Origin of the sequence: Rhodococcus spelaei, from assembly GCF_006704125.1 — a bacterium.
GTDB lineage: Bacteria > Actinomycetota > Actinomycetes > Mycobacteriales > Mycobacteriaceae > Rhodococcus_G > Rhodococcus_G spelaei.
In genome coordinates, this window is record NZ_VIGH01000001.1 from 408,392 (window position 1) to 421,176 (window position 12,785).

Below are 12,785 nucleotides of genomic sequence, written 5' to 3' on the forward strand. Positions count from 1 at the left end.
CGGTTGTGGAAAGCGGTAGGAGCACTATGAACGAGTCAGCGGCGGTCGCGCCTGTGGACGGGAGCACTGCCGCTGTCCGCAGCGCACTCCACGAGCATCGAGATCTCGACCGACTGGTGCTGGCGCGCGGTGTCTTCACGGGCCCGACCGCCCGCGTGAAGGACGCCCTCTACGCGAAGATCGTGGCGGGCAAGGCGCACCGCGAGCGGTTCTCGGTGCACCTGGAGAAGGGCGCGACGGTCTCCACCGACACCTACTTCGGCGACTTCCCGGCGAGCTACTTCCAGCGGTGGACCACCGTCACCGAGGTGACGGTCTCCTTCGCGCACGAGGCGGAGGGCGCCGCGCTGGTGCTGCTGCGCGGTTCCGACGCCGAAGGCAAGGCTCGCACGCTGAGCACCCGCGAGTTCTCCGGGACCGGGTCGGTCAGCCTGACCGCGACGCTCGACGCGTACCTCGACGGCGGTTCGCTGTGGCTCGAGTTCACCGCGGTCGACGGCGGACTCACGGTGCGCTCGCTGGCGTGGACAGTGCCCGCGCCCGAGGTGATCCGTCCGGCCGCGATTGCCATCTGCACCTTCAACCGCGCCGACGACTGCGCGCAGACCGTCGCGGCGATCGCCGGTGACGCCGAGATGTCCGCCGGGATCGACGCGGTCTACGTCGTCGACCAGGGCTCGGACCCGGTGTCCGACCGACCCCTCTTCGCGGAGGTCGCGGCGACCCTCGGAGACAAGCTGGTGTACCTGCGGCAGCCGAATCTCGGTGGTGCGGGCGGCTTCACCCGCGGCATGTACGAGGTCTCCGAGATCAACGAGCACGCGAACGTGATCCTGATGGACGACGACATCCTCTGCGAGCCCGAGTCGGTGCTGCGGATGAACGCCTTCGCCAACGTCACTGCCGAGCCCACGCTGGTCGGCGCGCAGATGCTCTACCTGATGAACCCGCAGAACCTGCACGTCAGCGCCGAGGAAGCGGACCTGTCCAAGCTGAAAGCCGGTCGCTGGGCGGCGAATTCGCTGCACGACGCGAACCTGCTGAAGAAGAAGCAGAACAAGCGGGTCGACGCGGGCTACAACGCCTGGTGGTCCTGCCTGATCCCGGCGGAGGTCGTCTCCCGGATCGGCCTGCCGATCCCGATGTTCTTCCAGTGGGACGACATCGAGTACGGCCTGCGAGCCCGCGGCGCCGGCTTCGTCACCGTCACCCTGCCGAACGCCGGGGTGTGGCACGCGGACTTCCACTGGAAGGACCGCGACGACTGGGCGAAGTACTTCTCCATCCGCAACTCGCTGATCGCGGCGGCGTTGCACAGCGACTTCGACGTGAAGAACCTCAGCAAGCTGATGACCCGTGAGATCACCCAGTACCTGGTCTCGATGCAGTACGGCTTGGCGTACACCATGATTCGCGGCATCGAGGACTTCCTCGCCGGGCCGTCGGTGCTCGAGGACGGCGGTCAGGCGGTGCTCGCGTCGATCCGCAAGGAACGTGCCCGGTTCCCCGAGACCGTCAAGCATCCCGCGAACGACATCCCGGGGGTGCGCCAGGCGGACATGGTGGTCCGTCGCGCCGGGTTCGAGCCGGAGAAGACCCGACTGGACGCGGTGCTCGCGAAGCGGGCCGCCTACCAGTGGCTCGGCCGGACCCAGCACGGGGTGGCGAACATCCCGGCGGGGGAGGCGCACTGGTGGCACGTCTCGCTGTTCGACACCGCGGTTGTCACCGATGCCTCGCAGTCCGGGGTTCGAGTTCGGCGCCGCGACAAGGAGACCGCCCGCGAGCTGACGGCCCGCACCGCGAAGCTGATGAAGCGATTCCGGGAGCAGGGGACCGCGACGCAGGAGCAGTTCCGTTCGGCCCTGCCGCAGTTGACCAGCCGGGAGAACTGGGCTCGCCTGTACGGCAAGTAGTCCTTGCCCGAGTCCGTTCGGACCCGACGGTGGGACGCCCTGTTGGTGGGCGTCCTTGCCGTCGTGCTCGGTGCGGCCGGAAGTTGGATCCCGTCGTTCTGGTACGACGAGGTCGCGACGCTTCATTCGGGCGGTCGTTCGCCGAGTGACCTCTGGCGCATGCTCGGCAACATCGACGCGGTGCACGGGTTGTACTACGCCGGAATGCACTACTGGCTGGGGGCTTTCGGGCCGTCGGAGTTCTCGGCCCGTCTGCCGAGCGCCCTCGCCGTCGGTGCCGCCGCGGCGGGGGTCGTGGTGCTCGGCGCTCGGCTCGGCACGCGTCGACTGGGAGTGGTCTCGGGTGTGGTGTTCGTGCTGCTGCCCCGCGTCGGGTGGGCGGCGGTGGAGGCCCGTGGCTACGCGTTGACCGTCGCCGCCGCGGTGTGGCTGACGGTGATTCTCGTTGCGGCGCCGACGGTTCGGGGCAGATGGCGGCGGGCCGCGGCGTGGTCCGGATATGCGGTGGCCCTTGCCGTGTCGATCGTGCTGTTCGCGTATCTCGCGACCATGATTGCCGCACACCTGCTGACATTGTTGGCGCGCAAGGAAGTTCGCAGCTCCTGGCGAGGTTGGTCGGTCGCGGCCGCCGCGGGCACGGCCGGCGCGGCACCGTTCCTCGCCGTGGTGCGGGCGCAGTCCGGCCAGGTCGGCTGGATCCCGCCGCTGGACTCGCATCTGCCCCGCGCCCTCGCCGAGTACCAGTGGTTCGTCGGTGCCCCCGGGTTCGCGGTCGCGTTCGGTGTCCTCCTCGTCGTCGCGGCGGTCGTCACCGCTACCCGCGGCGGGGACGGGACCTGGCGCCGGGTACTGGCGGTCGCGGTGCCGTGGACCGTGGTGCCGACGGCCGCGCTGCTGATCTACTCGGTCGTCGAGTCGCCGATGTACCTGGATCGGTACGTCGCCTTCACCACCCCCGCGGCCGCGCTGCTCGGCGGCCTCGCCCTGACCAGGATCACCGCGCGCTGGTGGACGACGACGCTGACGGTCGCGGTGTTCGCGGCGCTCGTCGTGCCGGGCTACCTCGCCCAGCGCGGACCGTACGCCAAGCCGAGCGGCATGGACTTCTCCGAGGTCAACCGGTTCGCGGGCGAGCACCTGAGGCCGGGGGACTGCGTGCTGTTCGGTGCGGCGGCGTGGAACCCGGCGTCCCAGCGACTCGTCGAGGACGTGCGGCCCGCGGCCTTCGACGGCGTCCGCGACCTCGGTGCGGGCCGCACCGCCGCGAGCGAGGGCTCGTTGTGGGAACTGGAACGCGCGGTCACCGACCCCGTGGAACCGCTGGCCTCGTGCCAGGCCCTCTGGTACTTCACCGATCAGGAACGCGACGCCACCCGCACCGTCAGGCACACCTCGAACGAGCTGTGGACGCTGCCACCGCACCACTTCGAGGACACGGCGCAGTTCGCCGAGTTCACCCGCGCCGGGTTGCGGATCGAGGACCGGTGGTCGTTCAACGTCACTCAGGTGGTGCTGCTGCGCCCGCAGCGGTGACCGGTCACTCCGTCATCCGCACGACCACCTGCTCGTGGTCGGCCGTGTACGCCAGGTACTCGAATCGCAGTCCTGTGCTCTCGACGAACTCGGCCCACGCCCGGTACTCGTGCTGCCGCCAGCCCGGATAGTTGAAGAACTCGTCGAACACCAGCACCGTGCCGGGCACGAACCGTTCGCCGATCAGGCGAAGTACGGTCGCGGTGGAGGAGTGCAGGTCGGCGTCGAGGTGCGCGAACGCGATCGGCCCGGGGTGCTCGGCGAGGAAGTCCGGCAGCGTGTCCTCGAACAGGCCCGCGACCAGTTGCGCGCCCGGCACCACCGGCACCGACTCCTGCGCGAACTCCCCGACCGGGAACCCGGTACGCCAGGTCTCCGGGAGCCCGGTGAACACGTCGAAGCCGACCACCTCGTGGCCGGCCGGTCGCAGGGCCGCGGCGATCATCGAGAGCGTGGTGCCGCCCGCGACGCCGAACTCGAGCGCGAGACCGTCGCCCCGCACCAGGTCGAGCGCGTAGCGCAGCGTCTCGTGCGGGTCCCGGCGCACCTCGGCGGTCGGCATCCGGTCGAGCACGAACTCGGCGGCCTCGGCGGCGGCGCGCACGTCGAGGGCGCGGGAGATGTCGCGGCGCGCCCGCTGCTCGAGCTCGGTCAGTCGTTCCCCGACCGTCGCGACCTGGGTGCGGGCCAGGGCCAGTTCGCCGAGCACGCGCGACAGCTCGCCGTTGACGGCGGACAGCTCGGCCATCAGCTGGTCGTGACGGTTCTCCTGCTCCACGCGGGTCTGCCGGTCGGACTCGTGCACCACCTCGGCCACGGCTCGTTGCAGCTTCAGTCGAGCCGATCTGCGGAACCGAGCGAGCATGCGGGACACCCCTCATCTACGACGTCGAGTCCACCCCATGCTGCCAGTTGTCGACGACGAGCGTCGTCTTGTCGCGCAGATGCCGCCGCGCCACGACGGCTACTGTGCCGGCCGTGCTGACGAAAACCGTTCGACCGCAACGTGATCGAACGGTACGGCGACGCGCAGCGTCAGGGTCGCCGGAACTTCTCCTGCCGGCCCAGGCCGCGCAGCCTCATCCACTCGCGGAATCCGCGAACATCGCGGCGCTGGACGAGGAAGAACCAGCCGAACCGCGCGTACTCCTGCGGCAGCAGCTTGCGCATGCCGGGCTGGGCCATCAGATAGCCGCGGTTGCGGTAGGTGAAGAACCGCTTCGTCTCGTTGTCCGGGTACTGGGTGTGCATCCGGCCGCCCAGGATCGGCTTGAACTCGTCGGCGCCGTTGGGGTGCACGTACGCGGTCTGCAGGCAGGTACCGAACGGCAGCCCCGACCGCACCAGCCGCCGATGCACCTCGACCTCGTCGCCGCGCACGAACAGTCGCAGGTCCGGCACGCCGACCGCGTCGATGGCGGCCGCGGAGAACAGGGCGCCGTTGAACAGCGACGCGATGCCGCGCAGCAGATCGTCCTCGCCCAGCTCGGAACGCAGCCGCCGCCATTCGACGCCGCGGCGCAGCGGGAACGCCAGCCGGTCCGGGTCGTCGATGTCGCAGACCACCGGCGAGACCTCGGCGAGGCCGTTGCGCGTGGCGCAGTCGAGCAGGGTGGCCAGCACCTCGGGGCCCTCGGGCCTGCCGTCGTCGTCGGCCAGCCACACCCAGTCCGCGCCGAGCGAGAGCGCGTAGAGCATGCCGAGCGCGAAGCCGCCGGCGCCGCCGAGGTTGTGCTTGGACCCCAGGTAGGTGGTGGGAACGTCGGCGCCCTCGACCAGCGTGCGGACGGCGTCCTCGTCGGCGTTGTCCACGACCACCAGGTGATCGAGCGGCCGGGACTGGGTGGCGAGCACCTTCAGCGACTCCGCCAGCAGCTCGCGCCGCTGGTGGGTCACCACGACGCCGACGATGAACTCGCTCACGCGCTCTGCTCGCGTTCCATCTCGGCGATGACGTGCCGGACGTGGTCGGCGGCGTCGTCGCCCTCGTAGGCACGCACCACGCTCTCGATGTCGCCCTGCATGCGGATCTGGCCGTGGTCGATCCACATCGCGCTGTTGCACAGCTGCGCGAGGAATTCGTTGGAGTGGCTGGCGAAGACCAGGATGCCGGACCGTTCCACCAGCGCCTGGAGACGGATGCGGGCCTTCTTCATGAACTCCGCGTCGACCGCGCCGATGCCCTCGTCGAGCAGCAGGATCTCGGGGTCGATGCTGGTGACGACGCCCATCGCGACGCGCACCCGCATGCCGGTCGAGTAGGTGCGCAGCGGCATCGACAGGTACTCGCCGAGCTCGGTGAACTCCGCGATCTCGTCCATCTTGGCGAGCATCTGCTTGCGGGTCTGCCCGAGGAACAGGCCTCGGATGATGATGTTCTCGTAGCCGGAGATCTCCGGGTCCATGCCGACGCCGAGGTCGAACACCGGCGCGACGCGACCGCGGATCCGGGCGCTGCCGCGGGTCGGCTCGTAGATGCCCGACAGCAGGCGCAGCAGCGTCGACTTGCCGGCTCCGTTGTGGCCGACCAACCCGATCCGGTCGCCCTCCTTCAGCGACATGGTGATGTCGCGCAGGGCCTCGACGACGACGACGTCCGAGTCGTTGCGGCCGATCGTTCCGCCTGCCTTGCCGAGGAACGCCTTCTTCAGCGACCGGGACTTCGCGTCGAAGATCGGGAAGTCGACGCAGGCGTCATGGGTGTCGATGCTGACGTGCTCTGTCATGTGTGGCCGATCTCCCTAAACCCAGTAGGGCACACGGGCCCGGTACTTGCGCAGCGCGAACAGTGCGAAGGCCCATCCGACGACGGTAATCGCCAGCACGATGTACCAGTGGTACGCCTCTTGCGGCTTCCCGATCATGGGGGCGCGGATGATCTCGAGGTAGTGGTACAGCGGGTTCAGCTCGGCCAGTTTGACGCGGTCGGCGGCCTGGCCGCCCTGGCTCTTGAGGCTCTCGGTGGTCCACATGATCGGCGTCAGCACGAACAGCAGCAGGGTCAGGCTGCCGAGGATCGGCGAGATGTCGCGGTAGCGGGTGGAGAAGATGCCGAAGACGATCGACACCCACAGTGCGTTGAGCACGATCAGCCCGAGCGCGGGGATCGCCGACAGGTCCGGCCAGGTCAGGTGCCGCCACACCCCGAACGCGAACACCATGACCACGTAGATCAGCAGGTTGTGCGCGAAGAACAGCAGTTGCCGCCACACCAGGCGGTACACGTGCACGCTCAGCGCGGACGGGAGCTGCTTGATCAGGCCCTCGTTGGCGACGAACACGTCCGAGCCCTCGAGGATCGAGGCGCTGATCAGGTTCCACACGATCAGGCCGACCGTCACGTACGGCAGGAACTCGTCGATCGGGATGTCGAGCAGCGCCGAGTACAGCAGGCCCATCGCCGCGGCCTGGACACCGGTGGCGATGGTGATCCAGAACGGACCGATCACCGAGCGGCGGTAGCGCTGCTTGATGTCCTGCCAGCCCAGGTGGAGCCACAGCTCGCGCTGCGCGAAGCCGTCGCGGAGGTCCTGGAACGCACGACGGAAGGTTTGCGAGTCGGAGGCCGGCGGAGAAGCGCTCGCGGCGGCCTCGGATTCGAGGGCGGATGCTGACACGGTGCCCGAGCCTACCGGTCGGGCCGTCGGGCCCGACCGGCCCGCGGCCTACAGGTACTGCCCGGTACCCGGTGCGGACTGCTGCCCCGGGTGCCCGGGGCCCTGCCCGCCGAGCCCGGGCGGCAGCGCACCCTGGCGCATCTGCTCGAGCTGCGCCCGCGCCGCCATCTGCTGGGCGAACAGCGCGGTCTGGATGCCGTGGAACAGTCCCTCCAGCCAGCCGACCAGCTGGGCCTGCGCGATGCGGAGCTCCGCGTCGGTGGGCACCGAGTCGTCGGTGAAGGGCAGCGTCAGGCGTTCGAGTTCCTCCCGCAGCTCGGGCGCCAGGCCCTGTTCGAGTTCCCGGATCGACGACTTGTGGATCTCCTTGAGCCGGGCGCGGCTGGCGTCGTCGAGCGGCGCCGCGCGCACCTCCTCGAGGAGCTGCTTGATCATCGTGCCGATCCGCATCACCTTCGCCGGCTGCTCGACCATGTCGGCGAGCGATTCGTCCGGCTCGCCGTTGCCGTTGCCGGTTCCGGTGCCCTCGCCCGGGAGGCCCGTGGGGTCGACGGGGGACCCGGAGGAGTTGCCCAGCACGGGCCGACCGTCGGGTCCGATCACGAGCACGTGTTCATTCTCCGGTTGAGTCATGGGTCCATCTTGTCGCAAGACATTGTGTCGTACCAGCTCACGCTGGTTGTGACTTCTCACAATCGGCGCAACCCCATCGCGCGGTCCGGAAATCAGCACCTAGGCTGTCGGTCATGGCTTACGACGTCGCCCGGGTACGGGGACTGATCCCGTCGCTCGGAGACGGTTGGATCCATCTCGATCCGCAGTCCGGAATGCAGCATCCCGACTCGGTGTCGACCGCGGTGTCGACGGCGTTCCGCGGTACTGCCGCTTCGCATTCCGGCCGGCACGTGAGCTCCCGGCGCAGCGCCGCGATCCTCGACGCGGCCCGCGAGGCGGTCGCCGATCTCGTCGGCGGCGACCCGGCGGGCGTGGTCCTCGGGCCGGACCGCGCGTCCCTGTTGGCGTGGCTGGCCGAGGCCTTGAGCTCGCGACTCGGTCTCGGCACCGGTGTGGTGCTGTCCCGGCTCGACGAGGAGGCGAACGTCGCGCCGTGGCTGCGCGTCGCGAACCGGTACGGCGCCCAGGTGCGGTGGGCCGAGGTCGAGATCGACACCTGCGACCTGCCGAGCTGGCAGTTCGCGGAGCTGATCGGGCCGACCACCCGACTGGTCGCGTTGACGGCGGCCTCGCCGATCGTCGGGTCGGCCCCGGATGTGCGGGTCGCGGCGGACCGGGCGCACGAGATGGGCGGACTGCTGGTGGCCGACGCGGTCGCCGCCGCACCGTATGCGCACGTGGACATCCACGAGTTGGGCGCGGACGTGGTCGCGGTGAACGCGCCGAGCTGGGGCGGTCCGCAGGTGGGGGCGTTGGTCTTCCGGGACCCCACCCTGCTCGACCGGATCCCGGCGATCTCGCTGAACCCGCACGCGCGTGGTGCGGAACGACTCGAGATCGGCGGACACCAGTACTCGCTGCTCGCCGGGCTCACCGCGTCCGTCGACTACCTGGCCGGGCTGGACGAGAGCGCCCGCGGGTCCCGTCGGGAACGGCTCGAGACGTCGATCAGTTCGCTGCAGGACTACCACGACCGGCTCTTCGACCATCTGATGGCGGCGCTGCGCCGGCTGCCGCAGGTGACGTTGATCGGAACCTCGCACAGTCGGGTGCCCACGATCAGCTTCACCGTCGCCGGGGTGCCGGCGGAGAAGGTGTCGGAGCACTTCGCCGAACGCCGGATCGGCACCGTCGTCGGGGGCAAGGGCAGCAGGCTGCTGGACTCGCTCGGGGTCAACGAGGAGGGCGGCGCCGTGACGGTCGGGCTGGCGCCGTACACCACCCGCTACGAGATCGACCAGCTCGTCCGCGCCGTCGCCGCCCTCGGCTGACTGCTGCCTGCCCCACTCCCGACCTACCCCGACCGACGGCTAACGCCCGCGCTGTCCCTGGTGAGGGGAACCTTCACTCGGTCTGACGGGCTGATGGTTCCCCTCACCCGAGGGTCAGGACCACCTTGCCGATCGTCTCGGCCGAGTCGAGCAGGGCGTGCCCGGCGCCGGCCTCGGTGATCGGCAGTTCCGCGTGCACGACCGGTCGCACCGTCCCGTCCGCGATCAGCGGCCACAGCCGCCGCGTCACCTCGGCGACGATCTCCGCCTTGCCCGACTGCCCAGTCTCGGGCCGCGTGCGCAGGGCGGTCGCGAACACCCGGCCCCGTTTGGCGAGCAGCTTGCCGAGGTTCAGTTCGCCCGTCGCGCCGCCCTGCATGCCGATCACGCACAGCTGCCCGTCGGCGGCGAGGGCGTCGACGTTGCGGTCCAGGTATGCGGCGCCCATGTTGTCGAGGATCAGGTCGGCGCCGCCCTGCGGTGTATTGCGCACCGCGGCGACGAAGTCGTCCTCGCGGTAGTTGACGGCGATGCTCGCCCCGAGGTCCCGGCACGCGGCGAGCTTGTGCTCGGACCCGGCGGTGACGGCGACGGTGGCTCCGAGGGCGACGGCGACCTGAATGGCGTGGGTGCCGATGCCGCCCCCGCCGCCGTGGATCAGCAACAGCTGCCCGGCGCGCATCCCGCCGATCATCACCAGGTTCGACCACACCGTGCACGCGACCTCGGGTAGCGAGGCGGCTGCGGCGAGGTCGAGACCGTCGGGGACGGGGAGGAGCTGGCCGGCGGGTACCGCGACCCTCTCCGCGTAGCCGCCGCCCGCGAGCAGTGCGCAGACGCGATCGCCGACCCGCCAGCCGCGGACTCCCTCACCGAGTTCGGCTACCGTGCCGGAACATTCGAGTCCGAGGATGTCGCTGGCGCCGGGCGGCGGCGGATAGAAGCCGCGGCGCTGCAGCACGTCGGCACGGTTGACGGCGGTGGCCGCGACGTCGACGAGGACTTCGCCGGGTCCGGGTCGCGGATCGGGGACCTGCGTCCACTCGAGGACCTCGGGTCCGCCGGGGGTGGTGACAGTGATCGCGTGCATGCATCGACGCTAGCCCCCGGCGAGGTCGTTCCCACGGAGGGGCGGAGCGGCTACCGTCACGCCGGTGACCAATTTCGGCAACCTGCAGAACGAGATCTACTTCTCCGGCCTCGGCGGCGCGGTGCCGCAGCTCCCGATGACGGCGGCCGGTCTCGAGGAGCTCGCCCGCGTGACGCTGTCCCCGGCCGCGTTCGGCTACATCGCGGGCAGTGCGTCGAGCGAGCGGACCGCGGCCGCGAACCTGGCCGCCTTCGACCGTCACGCCATCGTGCCGCGGATGCTGCGCGGGACCGCGGCCGCTGATGCCAGGGACCTGAGCGTCGAGGTGCTCGGAACCCGACTGGCGGCGCCGGTGCTGACCGCGCCGGTGGGGGTGCTCGAGCTGGTGCACCCCGACGCGGAACCGGCGGTCGGGGCGGTGGCCGCGGAACTGGGCGTCGGGTCGGTGCTCTCGACCGCGGCGTCCACACCGATCGAGCAGGTCGCCGAGGTGTCGGGGGAGAACTGGTGGTACCAGCTGTACTGGCCGTCGGACGACGAGGTCGCGGAGTCGCTGGTGCGGCGCGCGACCGCGGCCGGCGCCAAGGCAAGGCAATCGTACTGACCGCGGACACGCCCGGAATGGGCTGGCGGCCCAGGGATCTCGAACTCGGCCACCTGCCCTTCCTGCAGGGCAAGGGCATCGCGAACTACCTGTCGGATCCGGTGTTCCGCTCCCGCCTCGCGACGCCGCCCGAGGAGAGCGTCGAGGCGATGCAGATGGCGGTGCTCGCCTGGGTCGGCATGTTCGGCAACCATTCGGTGCGCGCGGCGGATGTTGCGCGACTCCGGGAGTGGACGGATCTGCCGATCGCGGTCAAGGGCGTCGTGCACCCCGATGACGCGCGCGCGGTGGTGGACTCCGGTGCGTCGGGTGTGGTGGTGAGCAATCACGGTGGCAGGCAGGTGGACGGCGCGATTGCCGCGCTCGACGCGCTGCCCGCAGTCGCCGCGGCGGTCGGTGACCGCGCGAGCGTGCTGTTGGACTCCGGAATCCGTTGCGGCGCAGACGTGATCAAGGCGCTGGCCCTGGGCGCGGACGCGGTGCTGTACGGCAGGCCGTGGGTGTACGGACTCGGCGTCGCGGGCGAGGAGGGGGTGCGGCACGCGTTGCGGATGCTGCTGGCCGACCTCGACATCACGCTCGGGCTCGCCGGGTTCGCGAGTGTGGCGGAGGTGGACGCCTCGGCATTGCGGTCGGTCACCGGCTGATCGGGGTCGGCCGGGTGTGCCGGCCGGTCCGCAATTCAATACCAATCGGTATGTAATCGGCCCCGGCTGGCATAATGCGGGTGTGAGTGCAGCGATGGGGGACGAGTCGGGCGACACGCCCAGGTGGCTCGACGGCGCGGAAATGCGTGCGTGGCGCGGATTCATCGAGGGCAGCCAGCGGCTGATGGAGGTCCTCAACAGGGAGCTCCAGACCCGACATCGAATCTCGCTGGACGACTACCGAATTCTGGTGATGCTCTCCGAGTCGAAGGACGGCGCGGCGCGGATGAGCGATCTCGCCGACGGGGTGCTGTCCTCGCGCAGCAAGCTCACGCACCAGGTGCGGCGCATGGAGGTGGAGGGCCTGGTGGCCCGGAGCACCTGCGTCGAGGACGGCCGGGGGGTGCTGGCCGTGATCACCGAGGGCGGTCGCGAGCGGCTCGCGGAGGCCGCACCCACGCACGTGCGGGGGGTGCGCCGGTACCTGATCGACCTTCTCGAGCCCGCCGAGTTGCTCGGCGTGGCGACCGTCTTCGACAAGGTCGACGGCGCCCTCGATCGGCGGATGGAAGGTTGAGCTCAGCGGGGCGTTCATCACCCGCGGGATGCGGACGATAGGATTCGCCACGGAAGCGTGGCAGAGCGGCCGAATGCACTCGCCTTGAAAGCGAGCTTGGGTAAAACCAACGGGGGTTCAAATCCCTCCGCTTCCGCCAAGGGCCCCGACCTGATTCGTGCAGGTCGGGGCCTTGTTTGTTTCACGTTGGAGCCCGCTGCGACGGCTGTAGCGACTGTCCCGCCCTCGACGGGTGACCGGGGCGGCGAACGGCCGAGATCCCGGCCGTTTCTCCCCTCGAACCCCCTTCTCCCCGACAATGAATCGGGTCACGACCACTAATCCCCGGTGACCGCGGAAAGTGCCCTCCCGGTCCTGCAGAAAGGTCACGCCATGAGTTTCACCGACGAGGAGATCGCCTACCTTCGCTCGCAACCACTGGCACGGATCGCGACGACCGACCCCGACGGGCAGCCGGATGTGGTGCCGGTCGGGTTCGAATTCGACGGGACGTACATCAACATCGGCGGCATCGCTCCGGCCAAGACCAGGCGTCACCACAACGTCCTCGCCGGCAACGACAAGATTGCCCTGGTGGTCGACGACCTGGTGTCGACTCAGCCGTGGACCCCGCGATACCTGCGGGTGTACGGCACCGCGGAGGTAGTCGAGGGCGAGCAGCCGTATCTGCGTGTCACGCCGGACATCTCGTGGAGCTGGAACCTCAGCGGTGAACCACTCGACCACAACGCCATGAAGCCGCCACGCCGGACGGTGCACCGCTGAGGCGTCGGCTCCCGCGCGGACCCGATCGACCGCCCGCCAACACGAAAGGCTCTGACCCGGCGACAGTCGCCAGGTCAGAGCCTTCTTGCG

13 protein-coding genes and 1 tRNA gene are annotated in these 12,785 nt (G+C 69.9%); 8 read left to right on the forward strand and 6 right to left on the reverse strand.

The annotated features are described in order from the left end of the window. Positions 1 to 26 precede the first annotated feature (26 nt). A complete protein-coding gene (locus tag FK531_RS01825) occupies positions 27 to 1,916 on the forward strand; it encodes a glycosyltransferase (RefSeq protein ID WP_142094927.1) in 1,890 nt (629 codons plus the stop codon). Positions 1,917 to 1,919: 3 nt separating this feature from the next. Continuing rightward, a complete protein-coding gene (locus FK531_RS01830) occupies positions 1,920 to 3,449 on the forward strand; it encodes a glycosyltransferase family 39 protein (protein WP_142094928.1) in 1,530 nt (509 codons plus the stop codon). 4 nt (positions 3,450 to 3,453) lie between these two features. Here the strand turns inward: FK531_RS01830 and FK531_RS01835 are convergent, their stop codons facing one another. From FK531_RS01835 to FK531_RS01855, 5 genes are all read right to left on the reverse strand, one after another. Continuing rightward, the gene (locus tag FK531_RS01835) at positions 3,454 to 4,314 is read right to left on the reverse strand and encodes a class I SAM-dependent methyltransferase (RefSeq protein WP_142094929.1); all 861 of its coding nucleotides are present in this window, start codon (positions 4,312 to 4,314) and stop codon (positions 3,454 to 3,456) included. Positions 4,315 to 4,484: 170 nt separating this feature from the next. Continuing rightward, positions 4,485 to 5,372, reverse strand: a complete 888-nt coding sequence (glfT1, locus tag FK531_RS01840) for a galactofuranosyltransferase GlfT1 (RefSeq protein WP_142094930.1) — start codon at positions 5,370 to 5,372, stop codon at positions 4,485 to 4,487. Beyond that, a complete protein-coding gene (wzt, locus tag FK531_RS01845; protein ID WP_142094931.1) occupies positions 5,369 to 6,175 on the reverse strand; it encodes a galactan export ABC transporter ATP-binding subunit Wzt/RfbE in 807 nt (268 codons plus the stop codon). The genes glfT1 and wzt overlap by 4 nt, the downstream gene beginning before the upstream one ends. Before the next feature lie 15 nt (positions 6,176 to 6,190). Continuing rightward, positions 6,191 to 7,066 carry a galactan export ABC transporter permease subunit Wzm/RfbD gene (gene wzm / locus FK531_RS01850; RefSeq protein WP_142094932.1) on the reverse strand — a complete coding sequence of 292 codons (876 nt, stop codon included), beginning with the start codon at positions 7,064 to 7,066 and terminating at the stop codon, positions 6,191 to 6,193. 48 nt (positions 7,067 to 7,114) lie between these two features. Next, on the reverse strand, positions 7,115 to 7,699 hold the full coding sequence (locus FK531_RS01855) for a bacterial proteasome activator family protein (protein WP_142094933.1): 585 nt from the start codon (positions 7,697 to 7,699) through the stop codon (positions 7,115 to 7,117). 113 nt (positions 7,700 to 7,812) lie between these two features. On the opposite strand from FK531_RS01855, the gene FK531_RS01860 reads away from it, so the two are divergent. After that, on the forward strand, positions 7,813 to 9,012 hold the full coding sequence (locus tag FK531_RS01860; protein ID WP_142094934.1) for a cysteine desulfurase-like protein: 1,200 nt from the start codon (positions 7,813 to 7,815) through the stop codon (positions 9,010 to 9,012). 103 nt (positions 9,013 to 9,115) lie between these two features. Here the strand turns inward: FK531_RS01860 and FK531_RS01865 are convergent, their stop codons facing one another. Beyond that, entirely contained in the window at positions 9,116 to 10,102 is a 987-nt protein-coding gene (locus FK531_RS01865) for an NAD(P)H-quinone oxidoreductase (protein WP_142094935.1), read from the reverse strand. A gap of 64 nt (positions 10,103 to 10,166) precedes the next feature. Between FK531_RS01865 and FK531_RS23025 the strand changes: the two genes are divergently transcribed. The 5 genes from FK531_RS23025 (at position 10,167) to FK531_RS01885 (ending at position 12,695) form a co-directional block, all read left to right on the forward strand. Beyond that, on the forward strand, positions 10,167 to 10,706 hold the full coding sequence (locus FK531_RS23025) for an alpha-hydroxy-acid oxidizing protein (RefSeq protein ID WP_435530998.1): 540 nt from the start codon (positions 10,167 to 10,169) through the stop codon (positions 10,704 to 10,706). Between the two features lie 17 nt (positions 10,707 to 10,723). Continuing rightward, positions 10,724 to 11,353, forward strand: coding sequence for an alpha-hydroxy-acid oxidizing protein (locus tag FK531_RS23030; RefSeq protein WP_435530999.1), 630 nt, complete (start codon positions 10,724 to 10,726; stop codon positions 11,351 to 11,353). A gap of 94 nt (positions 11,354 to 11,447) precedes the next feature. After that, positions 11,448 to 11,930 (forward strand): MarR family winged helix-turn-helix transcriptional regulator, encoded by a 483-nt coding sequence (locus tag FK531_RS01875; RefSeq protein ID WP_142095322.1) that lies wholly within the window; start codon positions 11,448 to 11,450, stop codon positions 11,928 to 11,930. A 51-nt stretch (positions 11,931 to 11,981) separates the two neighbouring features. After that, positions 11,982 to 12,069, forward strand: a tRNA-Ser gene (locus FK531_RS01880). Positions 12,070 to 12,302: 233 nt separating this feature from the next. After that, the gene (locus FK531_RS01885) at positions 12,303 to 12,695 is read left to right on the forward strand and encodes a PPOX class F420-dependent oxidoreductase (RefSeq protein ID WP_142094936.1); all 393 of its coding nucleotides are present in this window, start codon (positions 12,303 to 12,305) and stop codon (positions 12,693 to 12,695) included. Positions 12,696 to 12,785 lie beyond the last annotated feature (90 nt).

Excerpts from the sequence above, each read along its gene's own strand:
- FK531_RS01825 (WP_142094927.1), top strand. The coding sequence starts at position 27 with ATGAACGAGTCAGCGGCGGTCGCGCCTGTGGACGGGAGCACTGCCGCT.
- FK531_RS01835 (WP_142094929.1), bottom strand. The coding sequence starts at position 4,314 with ATGCTCGCTCGGTTCCGCAGATCGGCTCGACTGAAGCTGCAACGAGCC.
- wzt (WP_142094931.1), bottom strand. The coding sequence starts at position 6,175 with ATGACAGAGCACGTCAGCATCGACACCCATGACGCCTGCGTCGACTTC.
- FK531_RS01855 (WP_142094933.1), bottom strand. The coding sequence starts at position 7,699 with ATGACTCAACCGGAGAATGAACACGTGCTCGTGATCGGACCCGACGGT.
- FK531_RS01860 (WP_142094934.1), top strand. The coding sequence starts at position 7,813 with ATGGCTTACGACGTCGCCCGGGTACGGGGACTGATCCCGTCGCTCGGA.
- FK531_RS01865 (WP_142094935.1), bottom strand. The coding sequence starts at position 10,102 with ATGCACGCGATCACTGTCACCACCCCCGGCGGACCCGAGGTCCTCGAG.
- FK531_RS23030 (WP_435530999.1), top strand. The coding sequence starts at position 10,724 with ATGGGCTGGCGGCCCAGGGATCTCGAACTCGGCCACCTGCCCTTCCTG.
- FK531_RS01875 (WP_142095322.1), top strand. The coding sequence starts at position 11,448 with ATGGGGGACGAGTCGGGCGACACGCCCAGGTGGCTCGACGGCGCGGAA.
- FK531_RS01885 (WP_142094936.1), top strand. The coding sequence starts at position 12,303 with ATGAGTTTCACCGACGAGGAGATCGCCTACCTTCGCTCGCAACCACTG.